This window comes from Aeromonas sp. 604282, from assembly GCF_049170575.1.
Lineage (GTDB): Bacteria > Pseudomonadota > Gammaproteobacteria > Enterobacterales > Aeromonadaceae > Aeromonas > Aeromonas veronii_A.
This window is the reverse complement of sequence record NZ_JAAKMV010000019.1, coordinates 1-19,561: the sequence shown is the minus strand read 5'-3', so window position 1 is coordinate 19,561 and position 19,561 is coordinate 1. Positions and strand designations below refer to the sequence as shown.

At 59.8% G+C, this 19,561-nt stretch carries 17 protein-coding genes, 1 tRNA gene and 1 riboswitch; of the genes, 3 read left to right on the top strand and 15 right to left on the bottom strand.

Going from position 1 to position 19,561, the window contains the following annotated elements; all coding sequences use genetic code 11:
* The first annotated feature begins 20 nt into the window (after positions 1–20).
* Positions 21–275, top strand: a complete 255-nt coding sequence (locus G5367_RS18820; RefSeq protein WP_337073713.1) for a Rho-binding antiterminator — start codon at positions 21–23, stop codon at positions 273–275.
* A 70-nt stretch (positions 276–345) separates the two neighbouring features.
* On the opposite strand, the gene G5367_RS18815 is transcribed toward G5367_RS18820, so the two are convergent.
* Positions 346–1,095, bottom strand: coding sequence for a class I SAM-dependent methyltransferase (locus tag G5367_RS18815; protein WP_337073712.1), 750 nt, complete (start codon positions 1,093–1,095; stop codon positions 346–348).
* 69 nt (positions 1,096–1,164) lie between these two features.
* Between G5367_RS18815 and G5367_RS18810 the strand changes: the two genes are divergently transcribed.
* Positions 1,165–1,905, top strand: a complete 741-nt coding sequence (locus tag G5367_RS18810) for a substrate-binding periplasmic protein (protein ID WP_421244957.1) — start codon at positions 1,165–1,167, stop codon at positions 1,903–1,905.
* 6 nt (positions 1,906–1,911) lie between these two features.
* Here G5367_RS18810 and G5367_RS18805 read toward each other — a convergent pair whose 3' ends face one another.
* Both G5367_RS18805 and prlC read right to left on the bottom strand, forming a co-directional pair.
* Positions 1,912–4,458, bottom strand: coding sequence for a putative bifunctional diguanylate cyclase/phosphodiesterase (locus G5367_RS18805; RefSeq protein WP_421244958.1), 2,547 nt, complete (start codon positions 4,456–4,458; stop codon positions 1,912–1,914).
* A gap of 204 nt (positions 4,459–4,662) precedes the next feature.
* Positions 4,663–6,705 carry an oligopeptidase A gene (prlC, locus tag G5367_RS18800; protein WP_236348675.1) on the bottom strand — a complete coding sequence of 681 codons (2,043 nt, stop codon included), beginning with the start codon at positions 6,703–6,705 and terminating at the stop codon, positions 4,663–4,665.
* A gap of 437 nt (positions 6,706–7,142) precedes the next feature.
* Positions 7,143–7,228, top strand: a riboswitch (cyclic di-GMP riboswitch).
* Positions 7,229–7,283: 55 nt separating this feature from the next.
* On the opposite strand from prlC, the gene G5367_RS18795 reads away from it, so the two are divergent.
* On the top strand, positions 7,284–9,473 hold the full coding sequence (locus G5367_RS18795) for an immunoglobulin-like domain-containing protein (protein ID WP_421244959.1): 2,190 nt from the start codon (positions 7,284–7,286) through the stop codon (positions 9,471–9,473).
* 83 nt (positions 9,474–9,556) lie between these two features.
* On the opposite strand, the gene hemB is transcribed toward G5367_RS18795, so the two are convergent.
* The 12 genes from hemB to G5367_RS18735 form a co-directional block, all read right to left on the bottom strand.
* Positions 9,557–10,573 carry a porphobilinogen synthase gene (hemB, locus tag G5367_RS18790; RefSeq protein ID WP_139433813.1) on the bottom strand — a complete coding sequence of 339 codons (1,017 nt, stop codon included), beginning with the start codon at positions 10,571–10,573 and terminating at the stop codon, positions 9,557–9,559.
* A gap of 3 nt (positions 10,574–10,576) precedes the next feature.
* Complete coding sequence (locus G5367_RS18785; RefSeq protein WP_421244960.1) at positions 10,577–11,362, bottom strand: TatD family hydrolase; 786 nt, start codon at positions 11,360–11,362, stop codon at positions 10,577–10,579.
* A 189-nt stretch (positions 11,363–11,551) separates the two neighbouring features.
* Positions 11,552–12,307 carry a twin-arginine translocase subunit TatC gene (gene tatC, locus G5367_RS18780; RefSeq protein ID WP_058058793.1) on the bottom strand — a complete coding sequence of 252 codons (756 nt, stop codon included), beginning with the start codon at positions 12,305–12,307 and terminating at the stop codon, positions 11,552–11,554.
* On the bottom strand, positions 12,304–12,768 hold the full coding sequence (gene tatB, locus G5367_RS18775) for a Sec-independent protein translocase protein TatB (protein ID WP_167570570.1): 465 nt from the start codon (positions 12,766–12,768) through the stop codon (positions 12,304–12,306). The genes tatC and tatB overlap by 4 nt, the downstream gene beginning before the upstream one ends.
* 3 nt (positions 12,769–12,771) lie before the next feature.
* Positions 12,772–13,023: a Sec-independent protein translocase subunit TatA gene (gene tatA, locus G5367_RS18770; RefSeq protein ID WP_005339385.1), complete on the bottom strand. Its 252-nt coding sequence runs from the start codon at positions 13,021–13,023 to the stop codon at positions 12,772–12,774.
* 42 nt (positions 13,024–13,065) lie between these two features.
* On the bottom strand, positions 13,066–14,706 hold the full coding sequence (ubiB, locus tag G5367_RS18765) for a ubiquinone biosynthesis regulatory protein kinase UbiB (RefSeq protein WP_005339383.1): 1,641 nt from the start codon (positions 14,704–14,706) through the stop codon (positions 13,066–13,068).
* On the bottom strand, positions 14,706–15,314 hold the full coding sequence (locus G5367_RS18760; protein ID WP_021230987.1) for a ubiquinone biosynthesis accessory factor UbiJ: 609 nt from the start codon (positions 15,312–15,314) through the stop codon (positions 14,706–14,708). Before G5367_RS18760 ends, ubiB begins: the two co-directional genes overlap by 1 nt.
* 8 nt (positions 15,315–15,322) lie before the next feature.
* Positions 15,323–16,075, bottom strand: coding sequence for a bifunctional demethylmenaquinone methyltransferase/2-methoxy-6-polyprenyl-1,4-benzoquinol methylase UbiE (ubiE, locus tag G5367_RS18755; protein WP_005342396.1), 753 nt, complete (start codon positions 16,073–16,075; stop codon positions 15,323–15,325).
* Positions 16,076–16,140: 65 nt separating this feature from the next.
* Positions 16,141–16,518 carry a fluoride efflux transporter CrcB gene (gene crcB / locus G5367_RS18750; RefSeq protein ID WP_005339378.1) on the bottom strand — a complete coding sequence of 126 codons (378 nt, stop codon included), beginning with the start codon at positions 16,516–16,518 and terminating at the stop codon, positions 16,141–16,143.
* A gap of 95 nt (positions 16,519–16,613) precedes the next feature.
* Positions 16,614–17,879, bottom strand: a complete 1,266-nt coding sequence (locus G5367_RS18745) for a cytosine deaminase (protein ID WP_337073707.1) — start codon at positions 17,877–17,879, stop codon at positions 16,614–16,616.
* A complete protein-coding gene (gene codB, locus G5367_RS18740) occupies positions 17,873–19,117 on the bottom strand; it encodes a cytosine permease (RefSeq protein ID WP_337073706.1) in 1,245 nt (414 codons plus the stop codon). Before codB ends, G5367_RS18745 begins: the two co-directional genes overlap by 7 nt.
* A gap of 252 nt (positions 19,118–19,369) precedes the next feature.
* Positions 19,370–19,445, bottom strand: a tRNA-Thr gene (locus tag G5367_RS18735).
* Between the last annotated feature and the right edge of the window lie 116 nt (positions 19,446–19,561).

Genomic DNA, 19,561 nt, shown 5'->3' with positions numbered 1-19,561 from the left:
TACCTGTTTTGGAGCCGATCATGCCGGATTACCAACCTATCAGCTGCGATCTCTACGATTGGCTCGAAATTGCCGCCAGCTGGCAACTGTCGGTGACCCTCACCAGTCGCGACGAGCGCCAATGGGCTGACAAGATCCGCACCATCGAGGCCAGCGAAGGGGTCGAGTATCTGCTGCTGCACAGTGGCGAGCGGCTCAGCCTCGCGGATCTGGCGACCCTGCGCCTGAGCTGGCAAGGGGAAGAGAAGCTGATCCACTTCACGCCAAGCAACTGAACCCAATACGCAAAAGGAGGGCCAACGTCATGTTGGCCCTCCTTTTTGCATCTGCAGCTCACTCCGGCCGTTAACTCGCTGCCAATGCAGCCATCACGTAGACATCGAAGCGGTTGCTCTTGGTCTCGATGGCCATGCTGGGCTTCTGTTCGTTGAGCCAGCCCGCATAGTCCGGCCGCTTCACCACTACCCGCTTCTCAGCCATCTTGAGCGCGGCAGGCAACAGGGCATCCGCATCGAGATCCGGTCCCACCAGCGACTGGAATACCCGCATCTCTTTTTTCACCAACGCCGACTTCTGCTTGTGAGGGAACATGGGGTCGAGGTAGATCACCTCGGGCCGCTCCGGCAGCGCCAGCAGATTGTCCACGGCAGGCCCGTGCAGCAGTTGCATCCGCTCGCGCACCCAGGGGCCAATCTCGGGATCTTGCGCCGCCCGTGCCAGCCCGTCCTGCAACAGAGCTGCCACCACAGGGCTGCGCTCGATCAGGGTCACCTTGCAACCGAGGGACGCGAGCACGAAGGCATCGCGCCCCAGACCGGCAGTGGCATCCACCACGGTCGGTGTGGCACCGGCCTTGAGCCCCACTGCCTTGGCGATGGACTGGCCACGACCTCCACCAAATTTGCGGCGATGCGCCACCGTCCCCGCCACGAAATCCACATAGACGGCACCCAGCTTGGGTTCATCCAGCTTGCGCAACTCCAGCCGCTCCGGAGTAAACACCAGAGCAAACAGGGGAAGGTCGATTTGGCCAAGCTGGCTGGCCAGCGCGTCTGCCTGCGCGGCCTTGGCGGGGTCTTCGAGGAGGATTTGCATGGTCTCTGGATGCGTTCTAAGTTCAGTGAAGCGAGTGTACCACAACCCCCTCATATCCCGGAGAATCCCATGCAGCTGCTGATAGCCCTGTTGCTTGCCGCCCAGAGCAGCACCAGTCTCAAGGTATGCGGTGTAGACTGGCCTCCCTTCTCCTACGCCGAACAAGGCAAACTGATGGAAGGGATATCAGTGGAGATCCATCAGGAAGCAACCAGACGCCTCGATATGACCCTCACCCTGCTCGAACTGCCCTGGGGACGCTGCGAACAGTATGTCAGCACCCAGCTGTCGGATGGCATTCTCGACAATGCCCCCCTGCCCGGCTGCTACCACTCTGACCTTGCCACAGCCTTCTACCCGCTGGCCGCCTATGTGCGTACCGACAGTCCGTTACAGACCTTCTCGTGGGAGATGGCCAAGGGGCTGAAAGTAGGGATGGTCAGGGGCTATGACTATACCGACAAGATCAGGAACTTCACCGGATGGGACCCCATCAAGGCCCATTCAGACAAGCAGTTGCTGCTGTTGCTAGAGAAGAGCCGGGTTGACCTCATCATCCTCGACTACTTCTCTGCCCCCATCCTCTCCAGGGAGCAGGACGTAAAGATCCGCCCCCTCACCCCCTTTATCGACTCGACACCGCTCTACCTCTGTTTTGGCAAGCAGAAAGCAGACCTGTTGCCTGCCTACAACAAGGCATTGCAACAGATGCTGGACGAGGGAGTCCTGGATCGCATCTACCTGCGCTATCTCGGCGAGGATTACCGGACACTGCAAGCAAAGCAGGAACAGATGACATCGAAGGAGTAAGCACACCTAACTGATCTGCAGAAACATCCCCTTGTCATTGAGCTGCAGATATTCGGTGAGATCGTCATAGGCCAGCGGGCGGCTGAGCAGATAACCCTGGGTGAAGGCACATCCCTTCTGGCAGAGGAAATTGAGCTGCTCGCGGGTCTCTACCCCCTCAATCACCACCTGCATACCGAGGTTGTGCACTATGTTGATGATGCCGTCCAGCAGCATCCGATCCTGCTCGTTGAAGGGGATATGGCGCACAAAAGAGCGGTCGATCTTGACCAGATCCACAGGGAAAGAGCGCAGATAGTTGAGGGCAGAGTAGCCGGTACCGAAATCATCGATAGCCAGCTTGCAACCCGCCTCGCGCAGGGCATCGATCCGCACCCGGTGCTGATCACTGCTCTCCATCAGCAGAGATTCTGTGATTTCGATGACGATGTCGGCAGGATCGAGCCCGAAGTGCTGGATCACCTTGAGCCACTCGCTCGCCTCGGGGTCGATAGTCTGGAACTCCATGGTGGAGCGGTTGATCGACATCTGCAGATCAGGGAAGCCGGACTGCTGCAACCGTGCCAGATCCCGGCATGATTGCCACAACACCAGCGCCCCCAGCCCCTGAATCAACCCCGCCTCTTCCGCCAGCGGGATAAACTCGGCTGGCGACACCTGTCCCCACTGAGGGTGATACCAGCGCACCAGCGCCTCCAGCTTGGCGACCCGACCGCTGCGGTTGTCCCAGATCGGCTGGTAGGCCATGGTTAACTGCTCCAGCTTGATCGCCTCCGCCAGATCCTGCTGCATCTGGTGGCGCTGACGCACCTCTTCCCGCATGGAGGAGCAGTAGGTACCGATCAACCGCCCCTGCCGCTTGGCGGCAAACAGCGCTTGTTCGGCGTTGCGCAGCAGCTCGTCACTCTCGCTACCATCGACGGGGCAGAGGGTCATCCCCACGGTTGCCGTAACATAGAGATGCTGGTTGGCCAGCATGAAGGGACGGGTAAAGCTACCAATAACCTGCTTGGCAAACACCTCGGCCTGACGACGGGTGACGATGCCTGGCACCAGAAAGGCGAACTCGTCACCACCGATGCGGGCCACCAGGTCCTCGGTGCGCACCCGGCTCACCAGCCGGTCAGACACCTCCCGCAACAGGGCGTCTCCGGCATGGTGATCCATGCTGTTGTTGACCGCCTTGAAGTTGTTGAGGTCGAGCACCATCAGCGCGAAGCGCTCGCCCCGCTCGCAGAAGCGGCTGAGACAGCGACTGAACAGCCAGCGGTTGGGCAGGCTGGTGAGGTTGTCATAGTTGGCCTGGGCTGCGATCTTCTGCTCGGCCAGCTTGGTTTGAGAAAGATCGCTGAAAATGGCGATGTACTGGCTGATCCTGCCTCCTTCACGCAGGGTGCTAATCATCAGCTGCTGTGGATAGAGCTTGCCATTCTTGCGCTTGTTCCACACCTCACCACGCCATACCCCCACCCGCTCCAGCGCGTGGTACATATCGGCATAGAAGGTCTGATCGTGCAGCCCCGACTTGAGCAGGCTGGGGCGCTGGCCCCGCACCTCGTCGCTGCTATAACCGGTGATCTGCTCGAAGGCCGGGTTGACCGAGATGATGCGGCTATCGGCATCGCATACCAGAATCGCCTCGGAGAGATTGTCATAGACACGGTGAGAGAGTTTGAGCTGCTCCGCATGGCGCTTGAGAGGATCGATATTCTCCAGCAAAACCATCAGGTAGTCAGGTTGCTGCTGCTCGTCACGGATCAGGGTGACGGTTACCCGGCCCCACAGGATCTGACCCCCCTTGCAGAAGTAGCGCTTCTCCCGGGTAAAACTGCTGCGCTCACCACGGCGGATCTCTTCGTAGCAGACGAGGCTGCCCTGCCAATCCTCAGGATGGTTGATGTCGGAGATGGATCGCTGTAGCAACTCGTCGAGGGGATAGCCAAGCATCTGCTCGATGGCCGGGTTGGCCCAGAGGATACGGCCAGCCAGATCCAGTTTGCCGATCCCCACCGGAGCCTGGAACAGCATGCTCTGCAATGCATGGGACGGTTCAGGCATAGGGGGGGGCAGCTGTCGTTGCAGCATCAGCGCCAGCTCACGACCCGCCAACGGAGCCAGCAACCGAAGCAGCCCCATCACCTTGCCCATATTGGCCTGTGGCTGACGGTAAAGCAGAGCGCAGATACCTATGGTCTCGCCATCTGCATTCCTGAGGGCGATCCCGGCATAAGCCTGAGGTTGCCATTCCTGCGCAAGGGGAACGTTGGCAAAGAGCTGGAGCAGACGATCGCTAAACCAGGCTTCCCCCTCCTGCCAGGTAATGGCATCGGGAGAGTCAGCAAGTGGCAGCGTCAGGGTATCGGTGTCAAGAGAGGAGGGATAAGCGGTCTGAACCGTCAGGTGGGTAGCATTTGATTCCCTGCTGGCGATCAGGACGACATCAGCCATCACAGCAGCGGCGATTTCACTCACAAAGGTATCGAAATATCCCTGACCGCTCGAGTGAGCCAGACTGGAGATGATTTGACAGACGGAATCGAGTGCTCGCCTCATGGCAAGTGGCTTTCTCTCCTTGAAGGTTAGAACACGACTCTACTGAAGAGCAGTGGACTGTGCAAATATGCAATCAGCAAGATATTAAAAAGCCTTGAAAAAAGGGACCAAAAGGTCCCTTTTTATCGCAGAAATCACGTCTTGATCTCACTATGGCTCAAAAATGTATCTGCTTGAGGCTCTGTGCAGTCGTGGCCATCAGCCTCATGCGGCAATCCCGCTGTGTCGCAGCAGTGCATCCACCTTGGGCTCACGACCACGGAAGGCTCGGAACAGCTCCATCGGCTCCTTCGAGCCCCCCTTCTCCAGAATATTCTTCAGGAAGGATTGGCCGGTGGCCGGGTTGAAGATCCCCTCCTCCTCGAAGCGGGAGAAGGCATCGGCAGAGAGCACCTCGGCCCACTTGTAGCTGTAGTAGCCCGCCGCATAGCCGCCCGCGAAGATGTGGGAGAAGCTGTGCTGGAAGCGGTTAAACGCTGGCGGCGTCATCACGGCCACCTGGCTGCGAACCTCGTCCAGCAGCGCCGGGATTTGTGCCGAATTAGCCGGGTCAAACTCCTGATGGAGGCGGAAGTCGAACAGGGCGAACTCCAGCTGACGCAGCATCTGCATCGCCGCCTGGAAGTTGCGGGCGGTCAGCATCTTCTCCAGCAGATCGGCAGGCAGCGGCTCGCCGGTCTCGTAGTGACCGGAGATAAAGGCCAGCGCCTCGGACTCCCAGCACCAGTTCTCGAGGAACTGACTCGGCAGCTCCACTGCATCCCAGGCCACGCCGTTGATACCGGCGACACCGGCAACGTCGATACGGGTCAGCATGTGGTGAATGCCGTGGCCAAACTCATGGAACAGGGTGACCACTTCGTTGTGGGTGAACAGCGCCGGTTTGCCATCCACCGGACCATTGAAGTTGCAGGTCAGGTAGGCCACCGGCTTTTGCAGCGAGCCATCCTGACGGTAGCGACGACCCAGACAGACATCCATCCAGGCCCCGCCCTGCTTGTGCTCGCGGGCGTAGAGGTCGAGATAGAAGCTGCCGCGCAGCTCGTCGTCGGCATCGAAGATGTCGTAGAAGCGCACGTCAGGGTGCCAGGTGTCGATGCCGAGGCGCTCGCGCACCTTCATGCCGAACACCCGCTTCACCACTTCGAACAACCCTTTCACCACCTTGTTGGCGGGGAAATAGGGGCGCAGTTGCTCATCGGAGATGGAAAACTTGTGCTGCTTGAGCTTCTCGGCGTAGTAGGCGAGATCCCAGGCGGCCAGCTCGCTCTGACCGTGCTGTTCGGCGGCGAAGGTGCGGATCTCCTCCAGCTCAGCCTTGCCTTGCGGCAGGGATTTGGCCGCCAGATCGGTGAGAAAGCTCACCACCTGTTCGGTCTTGTCCGCCATCTTGGTGGCCAGGGAGAGCTCGGCATAGTTGGCAAAGCCCAGCAACTGAGCCAGTTCGCGGCGCAGGGTGAGCAGCTCGCTCATGATGGCGGAGTTGTCCCACTTGCCCGCATTGGGGCCCTGATCGGAGGCGCGGGTGGTGAAGGCCTCATACATCTCGGCGCGCAGCTCGCGGTTGTCGGCATACATCATCACCGGCAGGTAAGAAGGGATATCCAGAGTGAACAGCCACCCCTCTTTGCCTTTAAGTTCAGCCATCTGACGGGCAGCGGCGCGCACGCTGTCGGGCAAGCCGGCCAGTTCGGCTTCATCGGCCACCAGCTTGTGCCAGCCCTGGGTCGCATCCAGCACGTTGTTGCTGAAGCGGGAGGCCAGCTCGGAGAGGCGGGCCTGAATTTCACCGTAGCGCTGCTGCGCCTCGGCAGGCAGACCGATACCGGAGAGGCGGAAGTCACGCAGGGTATTCTGGATCTCCTTGCGCTGGGCGCCGCTCAGCAGCGGGAAATCATCGCTCTGGGAGAGGGCCAGATAGGCCTGATAGAGCCCTTCATGCTGACCGACATAGGTCTGGAATTCGGAGAGCAGCGGCAGGCAGGCATCATGGGCCTCGCGCAGCGCTTCGCTGTTTAGTACGGAGTTGAGGTGGCTGACCGGTGACCAGATCCGTGACAGACGGTCATTTACCTCTTCCAGCGGGGCAATCAGGCTATCCCAGGTATGGGGATCACGCTGGGCCAGCACATCGCTGATCTTCTGCTTGCAGTCAGCAATCGCCTGAATCACGGCAGGCTGAACCTGCTCCGGCTTGATCTGGCTGAAAGGGGGCAGAGAATCCATTGTCAGCAAAGGGTTATTCATCCCGGTTACCTCTTGTTTGGTCTTGAACAGACCGCTTTAGCAGCTCTGTATGGCTTTCTAACATGTGGCCAAGCCACGCAATAATCAAGCGGGAATCCGCCGCAACCCTGTACTTTTCCAGCCATTGCGACCCGGATCTCTGCCGTTGCTGCAGTTTTGCCATCAACAGCCAGTAACAGAATGAATCTGTGGGCCTTTTTTGGCTCTTACCGCTACTTTCAAGGGGCAAAAAGTCGCCATTTACCGGCGCCACAGCTGCCAGCCAAGTACCGTCATGCTCAATCATGGAAACGGACAAAATGTGGTGGCTGTAACAAATTATCAATATTTTTCAGTTAATTAGAATCAAAACCAACTATTGATTAATTTATTTTCAAGCATCTGTCATAGGCAACCTGCCATGCAGGTCACTTGATTCTCTGTGCTGTACAGAAATCGGGTGAAAAAGGCAAAGTGACCCGAAAGGGCGCGACGCAAAGCTACCGGTCTAAGGGAGATTTCCTATGACAGCGGGGCTGCCCCCGGGAGCGTTCGGCCAAAGCTGACCGCTCCATTTTGTACTGTATGGAGATATCAAGATGAACAAACTGAAGTTATCCCTGCTGGGCTGTCTGCTCGGCATGGGCGCCCCCATGGCGCAGGCTGCCTCAGCCGGCCAGGCCATGGTCAATCCCCAGTCCGGTGTCGTGGTGGGTTACTGGCACAACTGGTGCGGTGGCGCCGGCTATCAGGGCGGTACTGCCCCCTGCGTCAAGCTCGACCAGGTCAATCCGCAATACAACGTGGTCGATGTCTCCTTCATGAAGGTGTACGGCAGCGATCCCATCCCCACCTTCAAACTAGACCCAGCCACCGGCATGAGCGAGAGCCAGTTTATCGAGCAGATTGCCCTGCTGAACAGCCAGGGCCGCTCCGTGCTGCTGGCGCTGGGCGGCGCCGATGCACACATCGAGCTGCGTACCGGTCAGGAGCAGGCCTTCGCCGACGAGATCATCCGTCTGGTGGAGACCTATGGCTTCGACGGTCTGGACATCGATCTGGAGCAGTCCGCCATCACTGCCGCCAACAACCAGACCGTGATCCCGGCGGCCCTGCGGCTGGTCAAGGAGCACTACCGCGCCCAGGGGAAAAACTTCCTCATCACCATGGCGCCCGAGTTCCCCTATCTGACCCAGACTGGCGCCTACATCCCCTATATCCGCAATCTGGAAGGGTACTACGACTGGATCAATCCCCAGTTCTACAACCAGGGTGGCGACGGCATCTGGATCGACGGGGTAGGCTGGATCGCCCAGAACAACGATGCCCTGAAAGAAGAGTTCATCTACTACATGGCGGACTCCCTCATCAACGGCAGTCGCGGCTACTACAAGATCCCCCACGACAAGCTGGTATTCGGCATTCCGACCAATATCGATGCGGCCGCCACCGGTTACGTCAAGAATCCGCAGGATCTGTTCGATGCTTTCAACAAGCTGAAGAGCCAGGGTCAGCCCCTGCGCGGCGTGATGACCTGGTCCATCAACTGGGACATGGGTCGCAACGCCGCCGGTCAGTCCTACAACGAATCCTTCATCAAGAGCTACGGCCCCTTCATCCACGATCAGGAGATCACGCCCCCGGTCGACAACGGCAAGCCGGTGTTCAGCGGCTTGAGCGATACCCGCATCAAGCAGGGTACCGCCTTTGATCCGCTGGCCGGCGTCAGCGCCAGTGACAAGGAAGATGGCGATCTGACTGGTCAGATCCAGGTAGAAGGCTCGGTAGACAGCCAGCGCATCGGCCTCTACCCCCTCACCTACAAGGTGAGCGATCGCGACAACAACGTCACCGAGCAGGTACGCACCATCGAGATCTACAGCATGAAGCCGGTATTCAGTGGCGTCACCGATACCACGCTGGAGCTGGGTACCCCCTTCGATCCGATGGCTGGCGTCAGCGCCCATGATGAAGAAGATGGCGACCTGACCGCCCAAATCAAGGTCAGCGGCAACGTCGACAGCAGCAAGGTCGGCCGCTACACCCTCACCTATCAGGTGAGCGACAGCGCCGGTCAGCAGGTAACCCAGCAGCGCAACGTGGCCGTCAGGGAGCAGGGCGCCGTCTGTGAAAACAGCTGGGATGCCAAGAAGGTCTACGTGGGCGGCGACATCGTCAGCCACAACGGCAAGAACTGGCTGGCAGGCTGGTGGACCCAGAACGAAGAGCCGGGCACCACGGGTGACTGGGGCGTCTGGCGCGTACAGGGCGACAGCGATTGCGGCGGCACAACGCCACCCGCCGAAGGCAGCAGCGACTTCACCGTCAGCGCCATGGCGAGCGAGTACACCATAGTCAACGGTCAGGTCAGCATCCGTTTCAACCTGACCACCGCCAACCCGGTACAGATCACCGCGACTCTGGAGCAGAGCGGCCACAGCCACGGTACCACCAGCAGCGAGGTGAACGGCACCAGCACTCTGGTACTGCAGGGCAGCAATGTCACCGATGGCAGCTACGACGTGGTCATCACCGGTCTGGCAGATGGCCAGCAGCCGGTGGTACAGCGCTTCCCGGTTGCGCTGACCGAGCAGAGCAGCGGCGGTGGCGAGGGTGACTACCCGGCCTACGCTCCCAACACCGGCTATCAGGCCGGTGATCGGGTAAGCAATGCCGGTGGCAACTACGAGTGCAAACCCTGGCCATACAGCGGCTGGTGTGGCGGCTCGACCAGCCACTATGAACCGGGTACCGGCAGCCACTGGAGCGATGCCTGGACCAAGCTGTAATCATCCGCTCGTGACCAAAAGAGAGCCATAACGATAGAGGGGGAGCCATCGGCTCCCCCTCTCGTTTATCTCTTCAACCCGGCTTAACGGGCATCTTCCTTCAGCCACTGCGCTACGCGCTTGGCGAAGTAGGTGAGGATGCCATCGGCCCCGGCCCGCTTGAAGCAGAGTAGAGACTCCATGATGGTCTCCTTCTCTTTCAGCCAGCCGTTCTGGATCGCCGCCATGTGCATGGCGTACTCGCCGCTGACCTGATAGGCGAAAGTCGGCACGCCGAACTGATCCTTCACCTGACGAACCACGTCCAGATAGGGCATGCCCGGCTTGACCATCACGCTGTCGGCCCCTTCCTGAATATCCAGCGCCACTTCGTGCAGGGCTTCGTTACTGTTGGCCGGATCCATCTGATAGGTGGCCTTGTTGCTCTTGCCGAGGTTGCCGGCAGAGCCAACCGCATCACGGAATGGGCCGTAGTAGCAGGAAGCGTACTTGGCGGAGTAGGCCATGATCTGGGTGTTGACGAAGCCGTTCTCTTCCAGCGCTGCGCGGATGGCGCCGATGCGGCCATCCATCATGTCGGACGGCGCGACGATATCGACCCCGGCCTCGGCGTGAGAGAGCGCCTGCTTGATCAGGATCTCGGTGGTGATGTCGTTCAGCACATAGCCTTCGTCATCGATGATGCCGTCCTGACCGTGGGTGGTGAACGGATCGAGTGCCACGTCGGTGATCACCCCGAGCTCCGGGAAGCGAGCCTTGAGGGCGCGCACGGTGCGCTGAGCCAGCCCGTTCGGGTTATAGGCCTCTTCCGCCATCAGGCTCTTGCTCTCCAGCGGGGTGACCGGGAACAGGGCAATGGCAGGTACGCCCAGCTCCACCAGCTCGGCGGCTTCCTCCAGCAGCAGATCGATGGAGAGACGCTCCACTCCCGGCATGGAGGGAACGGCTTCCCGACGGTTCTCCCCCTCCAGCACAAACACCGGATAGATGAGATCGTTGACGGTCAGTACGTTCTCGCGCACCAGACGACGGCTGAAATCATGTTTGCGCAGACGGCGCAGGCGGCGGCCCGGAAAGGCGCCCGGAAGAGTTGTAGCCATGAATCACTCCTGGAGAGGAAGTTGGAAGAACGCGGCGGAGGTGGCCCGGGTATGGGCCAGCAAGGCCTCGGGCGCTTCGCCACGACAGGCCGCCACCACCTGGGCGATGTGCGGCAAAAAAGCGGGTTCGTTGCGTTTCGGGCGCGGTTTCAGATCCCGCGGCACCAGATAGGGGGCATCAGTCTCGATCATCAGCCGACCGGCCGGAATGCGAGCCACCTGTTCGCGCAGCAGCTGGCCGCGGCGTTCGTCGCAGAGCCAGCCGGTCACCCCGATATGCAGCCCCAGCGCCAGACACTCGTCCAGCTCCTCGTCGGAGCCGGTGAAGCAGTGCAGCACGGCTCCCGGCAGCCTCGGCAACCAGGGACGGAGGATCTCGATGAAACGGGCGTGAGCATCGCGGCAGTGGAGAAACACCGGCATCCGGAGCTCGGCAGCCAGTGCCAGCTGGGCGTCGAATACCGCATCCTGCACCGGGCGGGGGGAGAAGTCGCGGTTGTAGTCGAGACCGCACTCGCCAATAGCGACCACCTGCGGCAAGGCTGCCAGCTCGCGCAAGGCGGGCAGGGTCGCCTCATCGACACTCTTGGCATCGTGAGGGTGTACCCCGGCGGTGGAGAAGCAGTAGCCCGGCCAGCGGGCGGCCAACTCAGCGCTCTCACGGCTGCCGTCCAGATCGGTACCGGTCAGGATCAGCGCCTCCACTCCGGCGGCACGGGCGCGGGCCACCAGCTCAGGCTGTTCACCGACGAACTGGCTGCTGGTCAGGTTTAAACCGATATCGATCATGGGATGAGACGTTCCGAACAAAAGGAATACATATCAGGTATTTGAAAACCATCTACCGAATGGGGTCTTACCATACGCCTCGAACGGGAGCATGAAAAGAGGAAGGGAGCCTCAGCTCCCCTCGTTCTGCTATTCCTGCGGACTTCGTCATCCTCTTCGCCGTCCGGCAAACAGGTGACGAACAGAGCCTCAGCTCTCCCCATCCGGTTGTTCCTGTTGCTCTTCATCCTCTTTCTTCACGTAGAAGCGGGCGAAGAACAGACCTATCTCCCACAGCGCCCACATCGGGATGGCGAGCAGGGTCTGGGAGAAGACATCAGGCGGCGTCAGCAGCATGCCGACCACAAACACCCCGACGATGACGTAGGGACGTTTCTCCTTCAGGTTTTGCGGTGTGGTCACGCCGGTCCAGCAGAGCAGTATGGTGGCCACCGGAATTTCGAACGCCACCCCGAACGCGAAGAACAGGGTCAGTACGAAGTCCAGATAGCTGGCGATATCGGTAGCCACCGTCACCCCTGCGGGTGCTGTGCTGGTGAAGAAACCGAACACCAGCGGGAACACCACGTAGTAGGCGAACGCCATCCCCGCATAGAACAGCAGGGCACTGGAGACCACCAACGGCATGATCAGGCGCCGTTCATGCTGGTACAGACCGGGGGCGATAAAGGCCCAGGCCTGATAGAGCAGATAGGGGATCGCCACGAAGAAGGAGACCACCAGGGTCAGCTTGATCGGCGTCAGGAAGGGGGTCGCCACATCCGTCGCTATCATGCTGGTCCCTTCCGGCAACTGGCTGAGCAGCGGCTGGGCCACGAAGTCGTAGATGTTGTTGGAGAAGTAGATCAGCGCCAGAAACACCACGAGGATGGCGGTAATGGAGCGCAGCAAACGGGTTCTCAGCTCAACCAGATGGCTGATCAGGGGTTGTTCGGCCTGACTCATGGCTTCACCTCCCCTTTTACTGCGGAGTCGCTGACCGGCACCGGCTCGCTCTCCCGCTGGCTGTTGACCGGTGGCACCTCGTGGCTCAGCTGCACCGCAGGCTCCACCGGCGTGGCAGGCTCAGCCTGGGCGACCGGCTCGGGGCGCGGCGGACGGATCTCATTCTCCACCTGATAGGGGCGATTGACCGACTGGGCCGCCGCTTTGAGCTGTTCGATGGACTCCTGCAGCTCGGGGCTCAGATTGCTCATCTGCAACTGTTCGGCCTTCTTGAGGTCGTTATGCAGCTCTTGCAACTTGAGCTCCTGCTCCAGCTCGGACTTGACCGAGTTCGCGGTCGAACGAATGAGGCGGATCCAGTGGGTAGCCGTTCGGATGGCAACCGGCAGCCGCTCGGGCCCCAGTACCACCAGTGCTACCACACCGATAACGACCAGCTCCCAAAAACCGATATCGAACATGGCTTAGGCCTGGTCTTTGTCTTTCTGCTTGGCGGTCTCACTGCTCTGAGTGGCCGCTTCGTTCAGCTGTTTCGGGGGAAACTCGGCATCTTTCTGCTCGGCCTTGGCATCAGCCGGCTCGTCGGAGAGGGCTTTCTTGAACCCTTTGACCGCCGCGCCCAGATCACCGCCAATGCCGCGCAGTTTCTTGGTACCGAACAGCAGCACGACGATGACTGCAATGATCAACAATTGCCAAATACTGATACCACCCATGATTTTCTCTCCAGAACAGGCGCCTGACGGCGCGGTTGTTGATTAATGGGAACGGGTTCGCAACCAGCCGACCAGCCAGCAGAGGGCTGCACCGGCGAGACTGGCTTGTCCCCACTCAATGTGTTGTTTTTGGGTCAGCAAGAATACACCCGCCAATAGCAGGCTGGCTCCAACCCCTAAGAGGTAGCGGGCCTGCCCCTGCCGGCGGCTGTGACGGCGGAACTCGGCAAACATCTGGTCGAAATGACGCTGCTGATGACGGGTCTGGCGCAGAGTCTCATAGACCAGCTCCGGCAGCTCCGGCAGCTTCTCCGCCCAGAATGGCGCCTTCTCCTTTATGGCGTTCAATACCGACTTGGGCCCGACCTGTTCGTGCATCCAGTTTTCGAGGAACGGCTTGGCGGTCTGCCACAAATCGAGCTGCGGGTAGAGCTGACGCCCCAACCCTTCCACATAGAGCAGGGTCTTTTGCAGAAGCACCAGCTGCGGCTGCACCGTCATATGGAAGCGACGCGCGGTGTTGAACAGGTTGAGCAGCACGTGACCGAACGAGATCTCGGAGAGCGGCTTCTCGAAGATAGGCTCCAGCACGGTGCGGATGGCAAACTCGAACTCGTCCACCTTGGTGTCTGCCGGTACCCAGCCCGACTCCACGTGCAGCTCCGCCACCCGACGATAGTCTCGGTTGAAGAAGGCGAGGAAGTTCTCCGCCAGATAGCGTTTGTCTTCCCGATTGAGGGTACCGACGATGCCGCAGTCGATGCCGATCCAGAGCGGGTTTTCCGGATGTTCGTAAGAGACGAAGATGTTGCCCGGGTGCATATCGGCGTGGAAGAAGCTGTCGCGGAACACCTGGGTGAAGAAGACCTCTACCCCGCGCTCGGCCAGCAGCTTCATGTTGGTACCGTTGGCCTCCAACGCCGGTATATCGGAGACCGGAATACCGTAGATCCGCTCCATCACCAGCACCTGCTCGCGGCAGAGATCGGTGATGATTTCAGGCACATAGAGCGCCTCGGAGCCGGTGAAGTTGCGGCGTAGCTGGATGGCATTGGCCGCTTCGCGCATCAGATTCAGCTCGTCGAGGATGGTCTTGCGATACTCCTCCACCACCTCGATGGGGCGCAGTCGCGCGCTCTGGGGCACGAAGCGGGCCACCAGACGGGCCAGCGCCTGCATCAGCCGCAGGTCTGCCTCGATGACAGGCTCGATATCGGGACGGATCACCTTGATGACGATCTCGCGGCCACTCTCCTTCAGGCGGGCAGTATGCACCTGCGCGATGGAGGCCGACGCCAGCGGTGTCTCATCGAAGTCGTCAAACAGGGTCTCGATGGGGCAACCCAGGCTCAGCTCGATCTGCTGGCGCGCCGCCTGACCACAGAAGGGGGGCACCCTGTCCTGCAGCAGGGCCAGCTCCTCGGCGATATCCGGCGGCAACAGGTCACGGCGGGTCGAGAGCATCTGGCCAAACTTGATGAAGATGGGGCCAAGGGCCTCGAAGGCGAGGCGGATGCGGGCACCGCGGCTGAGATCCGGTTGTTTGTTCTTGAGCCAGAACAGGGAGCGACGGGCCAGACGACCCGGCCAGGGTTGATAGCGGGCGGGCACCAGTTCGTCGATGCCCTGCTCAAGCAGGATGGTGATGATGCGATAGAGGCGTTTGAACTCCTTCGGGGTCATCAGGTCACCTGCTGTTCGAAGCGGGCCAGCCGCAGTTCGACGGCCTTGAGCTGCTGGGCCAGCACCTCGACGTCATCGTTGAAACTCGCCACTTCCAGCGGGCCGGGGGCTAGGCGGGCCTCTTCGGTCAGATATTCCGCCAGCTGGCTGCGGGTGCGGCACAGCTCGCGGCCGACCAGACGACGCGCCTGACGGGCACCGCTGAACAGGGTGTGGGCAACGACATCGCCGGTATAGCGCGACAGCTCCTCTTCCCAGTCGATATCCAGCTCGCCCAGCAGCACGCTGAATGCCTGTACCAGCTGGGGATCACCGCTCAGATCCAGCTTCTCCTCGCGGATATAGCGGGTCAGGGCGGAAGGGTCTTTCAGCAGACCGAGGGCGGTCAGGGAGAGACTGAGCACCGCATCCGCCTCCCCTTCATGCTGGGCCAGCACATCCAGTCGACGCTCGGAGAAGACGAACCAGAGCGGCTTGAGTTCACGCAGCTCCAGCTTGAGCACCTTGCCCACCAGTTTGCGCAGCCGCTCCGGGCTCTGTTTGTCCAGCGCCAGCAACTGGTTGAGGCTGGTTTCGATCACCGCGGTGACCATGGCATCCATCGGCATAGGCAACCTTAAAACTTGTAACCGCGGTGCAGGGCGACCACACCCTGAGTCAGATTGAAGTACTCCACCTGTTCGAACCCGACATTTTCCATCATGCCAGCCAGGGTCTGCTGATCCGGGTGCATGCGGATGGACTCTGCCAGATATTTGTAGCTTTCACTGTCGTTCGCGACGATTTCGCCCATTTTCGGCAGCAGTTTGAAGGAGTAGAGATCATAGAGCTTGGCGATCACTTCGCTGACCGGCTTGGAGAACTCCAGCACCAGCAGACGGCCACCCGGCTTGAGCACCCGGAACATGGAGGCGAGCGCCTTGTCCTTGTCGGTGACGTTGCGCAGGCCGAAGCCGATGGTGATGACGTCGAAGTGGTTATCCGGGAAGGGGAGCGCCTCGGCATTGGCCTGCACGTAGGAGACGTTGTTGGCGACCCCCAGATTACGCAGCTTGTCGCGGCCCACTTTCAGCATGGAGTCGTTGATATCTGCCAGTACCACCTGGCCGGTCTCGCCGACGATGCGGGAGAACTTGGCGGTCAGATCGCCGGTACCACCGGCCAGATCCAGCACCTTCTGTCCCTTGCGCACGCCGGAGCAGTCGATGGTGAAGCGCTTCCACAGGCGGTGGATGCCGAACGACATCAGATCGTTCATCAGATCATACTTGGCTGCCACCGAATGGAAGACACCTGCTACCAGAGTTTCCTTCTCGGTCGCGGCCACGGTTTTAAAGCCAAAATGCGTTGTCGTTGCTTGTTCTGACATCCCTTAAACACCCATAGAGCAAAGAATGGCCGCCAGTTTACCAGAGCCACTGGCGTCCGGACACCTTAAACCCGGCTCGCAACCAACTGCATGCCCAGCACCACCATGGCCAGACAGAGGAAGAGATTGAGACCAATATTGAGCAGCGCTTTCAGATAGGCCCCATGTTGAGCCAGCACTACCGTATCGAGGGCAAAGGAAGAGAAAGTAGTCAGGGCACCGAGGATCCCCACCATCAGCAGCGGCTTCATCGGGTGTTCTACCACATGACCATGACTGATGAGGGCGAACGCCACCCCCATGATGAAAGAGCCCACCACGTTGACCACCAGAGTCCCGTAAGGAAAGTGGCGCCCAAGCAGCAAGGCCATCAGTTCGGCAATCCCAAAACGAAGGCAGGCGCCGATGGCGCCCCCTGCAGCAACATAGAACCAGGTTTGCATGGTGTCACTCCCTCAGGGTCAGGCCGCCATTATGTCGCAATGGCGGCCCTTGTGCCCAGAGGCGGAACTAATCGTCATCCAGCCTGATTGAAATCTCAGCGGCGAAAATCGATCGGCTCTGGCTCACCCAGCACGATCTCGGTCTGGGCCGGGCGGGTCTGGGCAATCACCTTGCCGTGACGGATCGAGTAACGCACCGGCACCTGACGGCGCACCGCATCGAAGCCGTTCTCGGCAGGCAGGATCAACAGGTTGGCCGGTTTGCCCACCTCAATACCATAGCGATCCTGCACATTCAGGGTGCGGGCGCTGTGGCTGCTGATCAGCTTCAGACCGTCGTTGATCTGCTCGTAACCCATGATCTGGCAGACATGCAGCCCCATGTGCAGCACCTGCAACATGTTGGCAGTGCCCATGGGGTACCAGGGGTCGAACACGTCGTCGTGACCGAAACAGACGTTGATGTTCGCCTCCAGCATCTCCTTCACCCGGGTAATGCCGCGACGTTTGGGATAGGTATCGAACCGCCCCTGCAGGTGAATGTTCACCAGCGGATTGGCCACAAAGTTGATGCCTGCCATCTTGAGCAGCCGGAACAGGCGGGAAGCATAGGCGCCGTTGTAGGAGTGCATGGCGGTGGTGTGACTGGCGGTGACTCTATGACCGATACCCCGCTCGTAGGCCAGGGTCGCCAGCGTCTCGATGAAACGGGACTGCTCGTCATCGATTTCGTCACAGTGCACATCGACCAGAACCTGATACTTCTCGGCAAGATCGAAGATGTAGTGCAGACTTTCGACACCATATTCCCGGGTAAACTCGAAGTGGGGTATCGCACCGATCACGTCGGCCCCCAGCTTGAGCGCCTCCTCCAGCAGTGCCTTGCCGTTGGGGTAGGAGAGAATCCCCTCCTGCGGGAAGGCGACGATCTGCAGCTCCACCCACTCCTTAATCTCCTCCCGCACCTCCAGCATTGCCTTGAGCGCCACCAGATTGGGATCGGAGACATCGACATGAGTACGGACGAACTGGATGCCGTTGGCGATCTGCCACTTCAGCGTCTGGATGGCCCGCTGTTTCACATCCTCATGGGTCAGCAGCGCCTTGCGCTCGGCCCAACGCTCGATCCCCTCAAACAGGGTGCCGGAAAGGTTCCAGCTCGGCTCGCCAGCCGTCTGGGTGGTATCGAGGTGAATATGGGGCTCGATAAAGGGCGCAATGGCCAGACCCCCCTCCCCGTCCAGCACCCGACCGGCGACTGCATGCTCGTCATGGGGCTCAATGGCGGTGATGACCCCATCCTGACAGCGGATCTGCCACAACCCTTCCCGATCGGCCAAACGAATATGTTGAATCAGCATTTGCTAGCTTCCTGTACCAGAACCGGCCGCTGGGTGAGGCGAACCAGAATGAAATAGGTGAAGGCGGCGCCCAATACCGCGTTGAGTGGCACTATGCCCGGCAGCCACTTGCCGACAGCCACCCCGACTGCCGTGGCGACCAGCGCCTGCCAGCGCACCGTCTCGAACTGCTGATCGGCAAACTGACGGTAACGCTCACGATTGAGCAGGAAATCCATGATGATAATGCCACCGATCGGCGGAATTGCCGTACTCAAAAAGGCCAGCCAGCCGACAAAGTTGTTGTAAAGCCAGAGGGCACAGGCGGTACCGATGAGGCCGTTGATCACGCTGAGCGGCTTGCTCTTGAGACCGGTAATGTTGGCAAAACCGAGGCCGGAGGCGTAGAGAGCGTTGTCGTTGGTGGTCCAGATATTGAGGCCCAGCACCAGAATGGCGGGGATCAACAGCCCCTGCATCAGCATCACTTCCGAGATATCGGCCTGACCGGTCGCTGCCGCACCGGCTGCGCCGAAGACGAACATCAGAGTGTTGCCCAAAAAAAACGCCACCATGGTAATCATGACGGCGCCCCAGGGTTTGCGACCAAATCGGACAAAGTCGGCGGTCAGAGTTCCTGCACTGATAAAGGAACCGACCACCATGGTCAGCGCCGTAGTGAACTCGATAGGATTGGTCGGTTGTACCTGCTGCAGCGCCGCCATGCCACCGGTCGAGGTCACCGCCAGCCAGACCGAATAACCGCCGAGCAGCGCAATGGCCGGCACGGCCACAAAGCTCAGCACCATCAGGGCGGAGATCCCGAAGTAGACGGTCACCGTCATCAAAATGCCCGAAATGGCGATCAGCCAGTTCACATCGATCCCAGTCGCCTTCTGTACCGGCAGGGCAAACATCGCCACGCCCACGCCAAACCAGCCGACCTGAGTGCCACCCAGCAGCAGGGATGGCAGCCAGGAACCTTTCACCCCAAACGAGTAGCGCGCCAACAGATGGGTAGAGAGACCGGTTGAGGCACCGATATAACCGAGACAAGCGGTGTAGATACCCAGCAACAAGTTGCCGATAAGTACCGCCTTGATGAAGTCATCGAACACCAGCCCGGTGCCCAGCGCACCACCGGTCCACATGCTGGCAGAGAAGAAGGTCAGGCCGAGCATCACCAGCATCAGCGAAAGTACACCTTTGCGCCCTTTGGCGGGTACCGCCCCCAAACAGTATTCGTTATCCTGCGCCATGCTCTCTCTCCACGTAATAGGCAAAACGCGCCGGATTTTACATGTAAAACGTTTTACGTCAATCAGCCATGGTTAAATCTCTGGATAAAACCATCAATAGCAGTCAAATGAGTAACACATTAGGACTCAAACCAGCAGATAAACAGTGTCGGCTGCAAGCAGAGGGGGTTGCGGGAATTGGGAATGTAAGGGGATATAAGAAAACTGACAGATGCAAAAAAGCCTCCCTTTTCAGGGAGGCTTTCTATTTAATGGTGCTGATACCCAGAATCGAACTGGGGACCTCATCCTTACCAAGGATGCGCTCTACCGACTGAGCCATATCAGCACACTAACCGGTAAAGACCACGCTAGGCGTAATCTTGAAATTGGGTGCCTGGCAGTGTCCTACTCTCGCATGGCGAATGCCACACTACCATCGGCGCTACCGCGTTTCACTTCTGA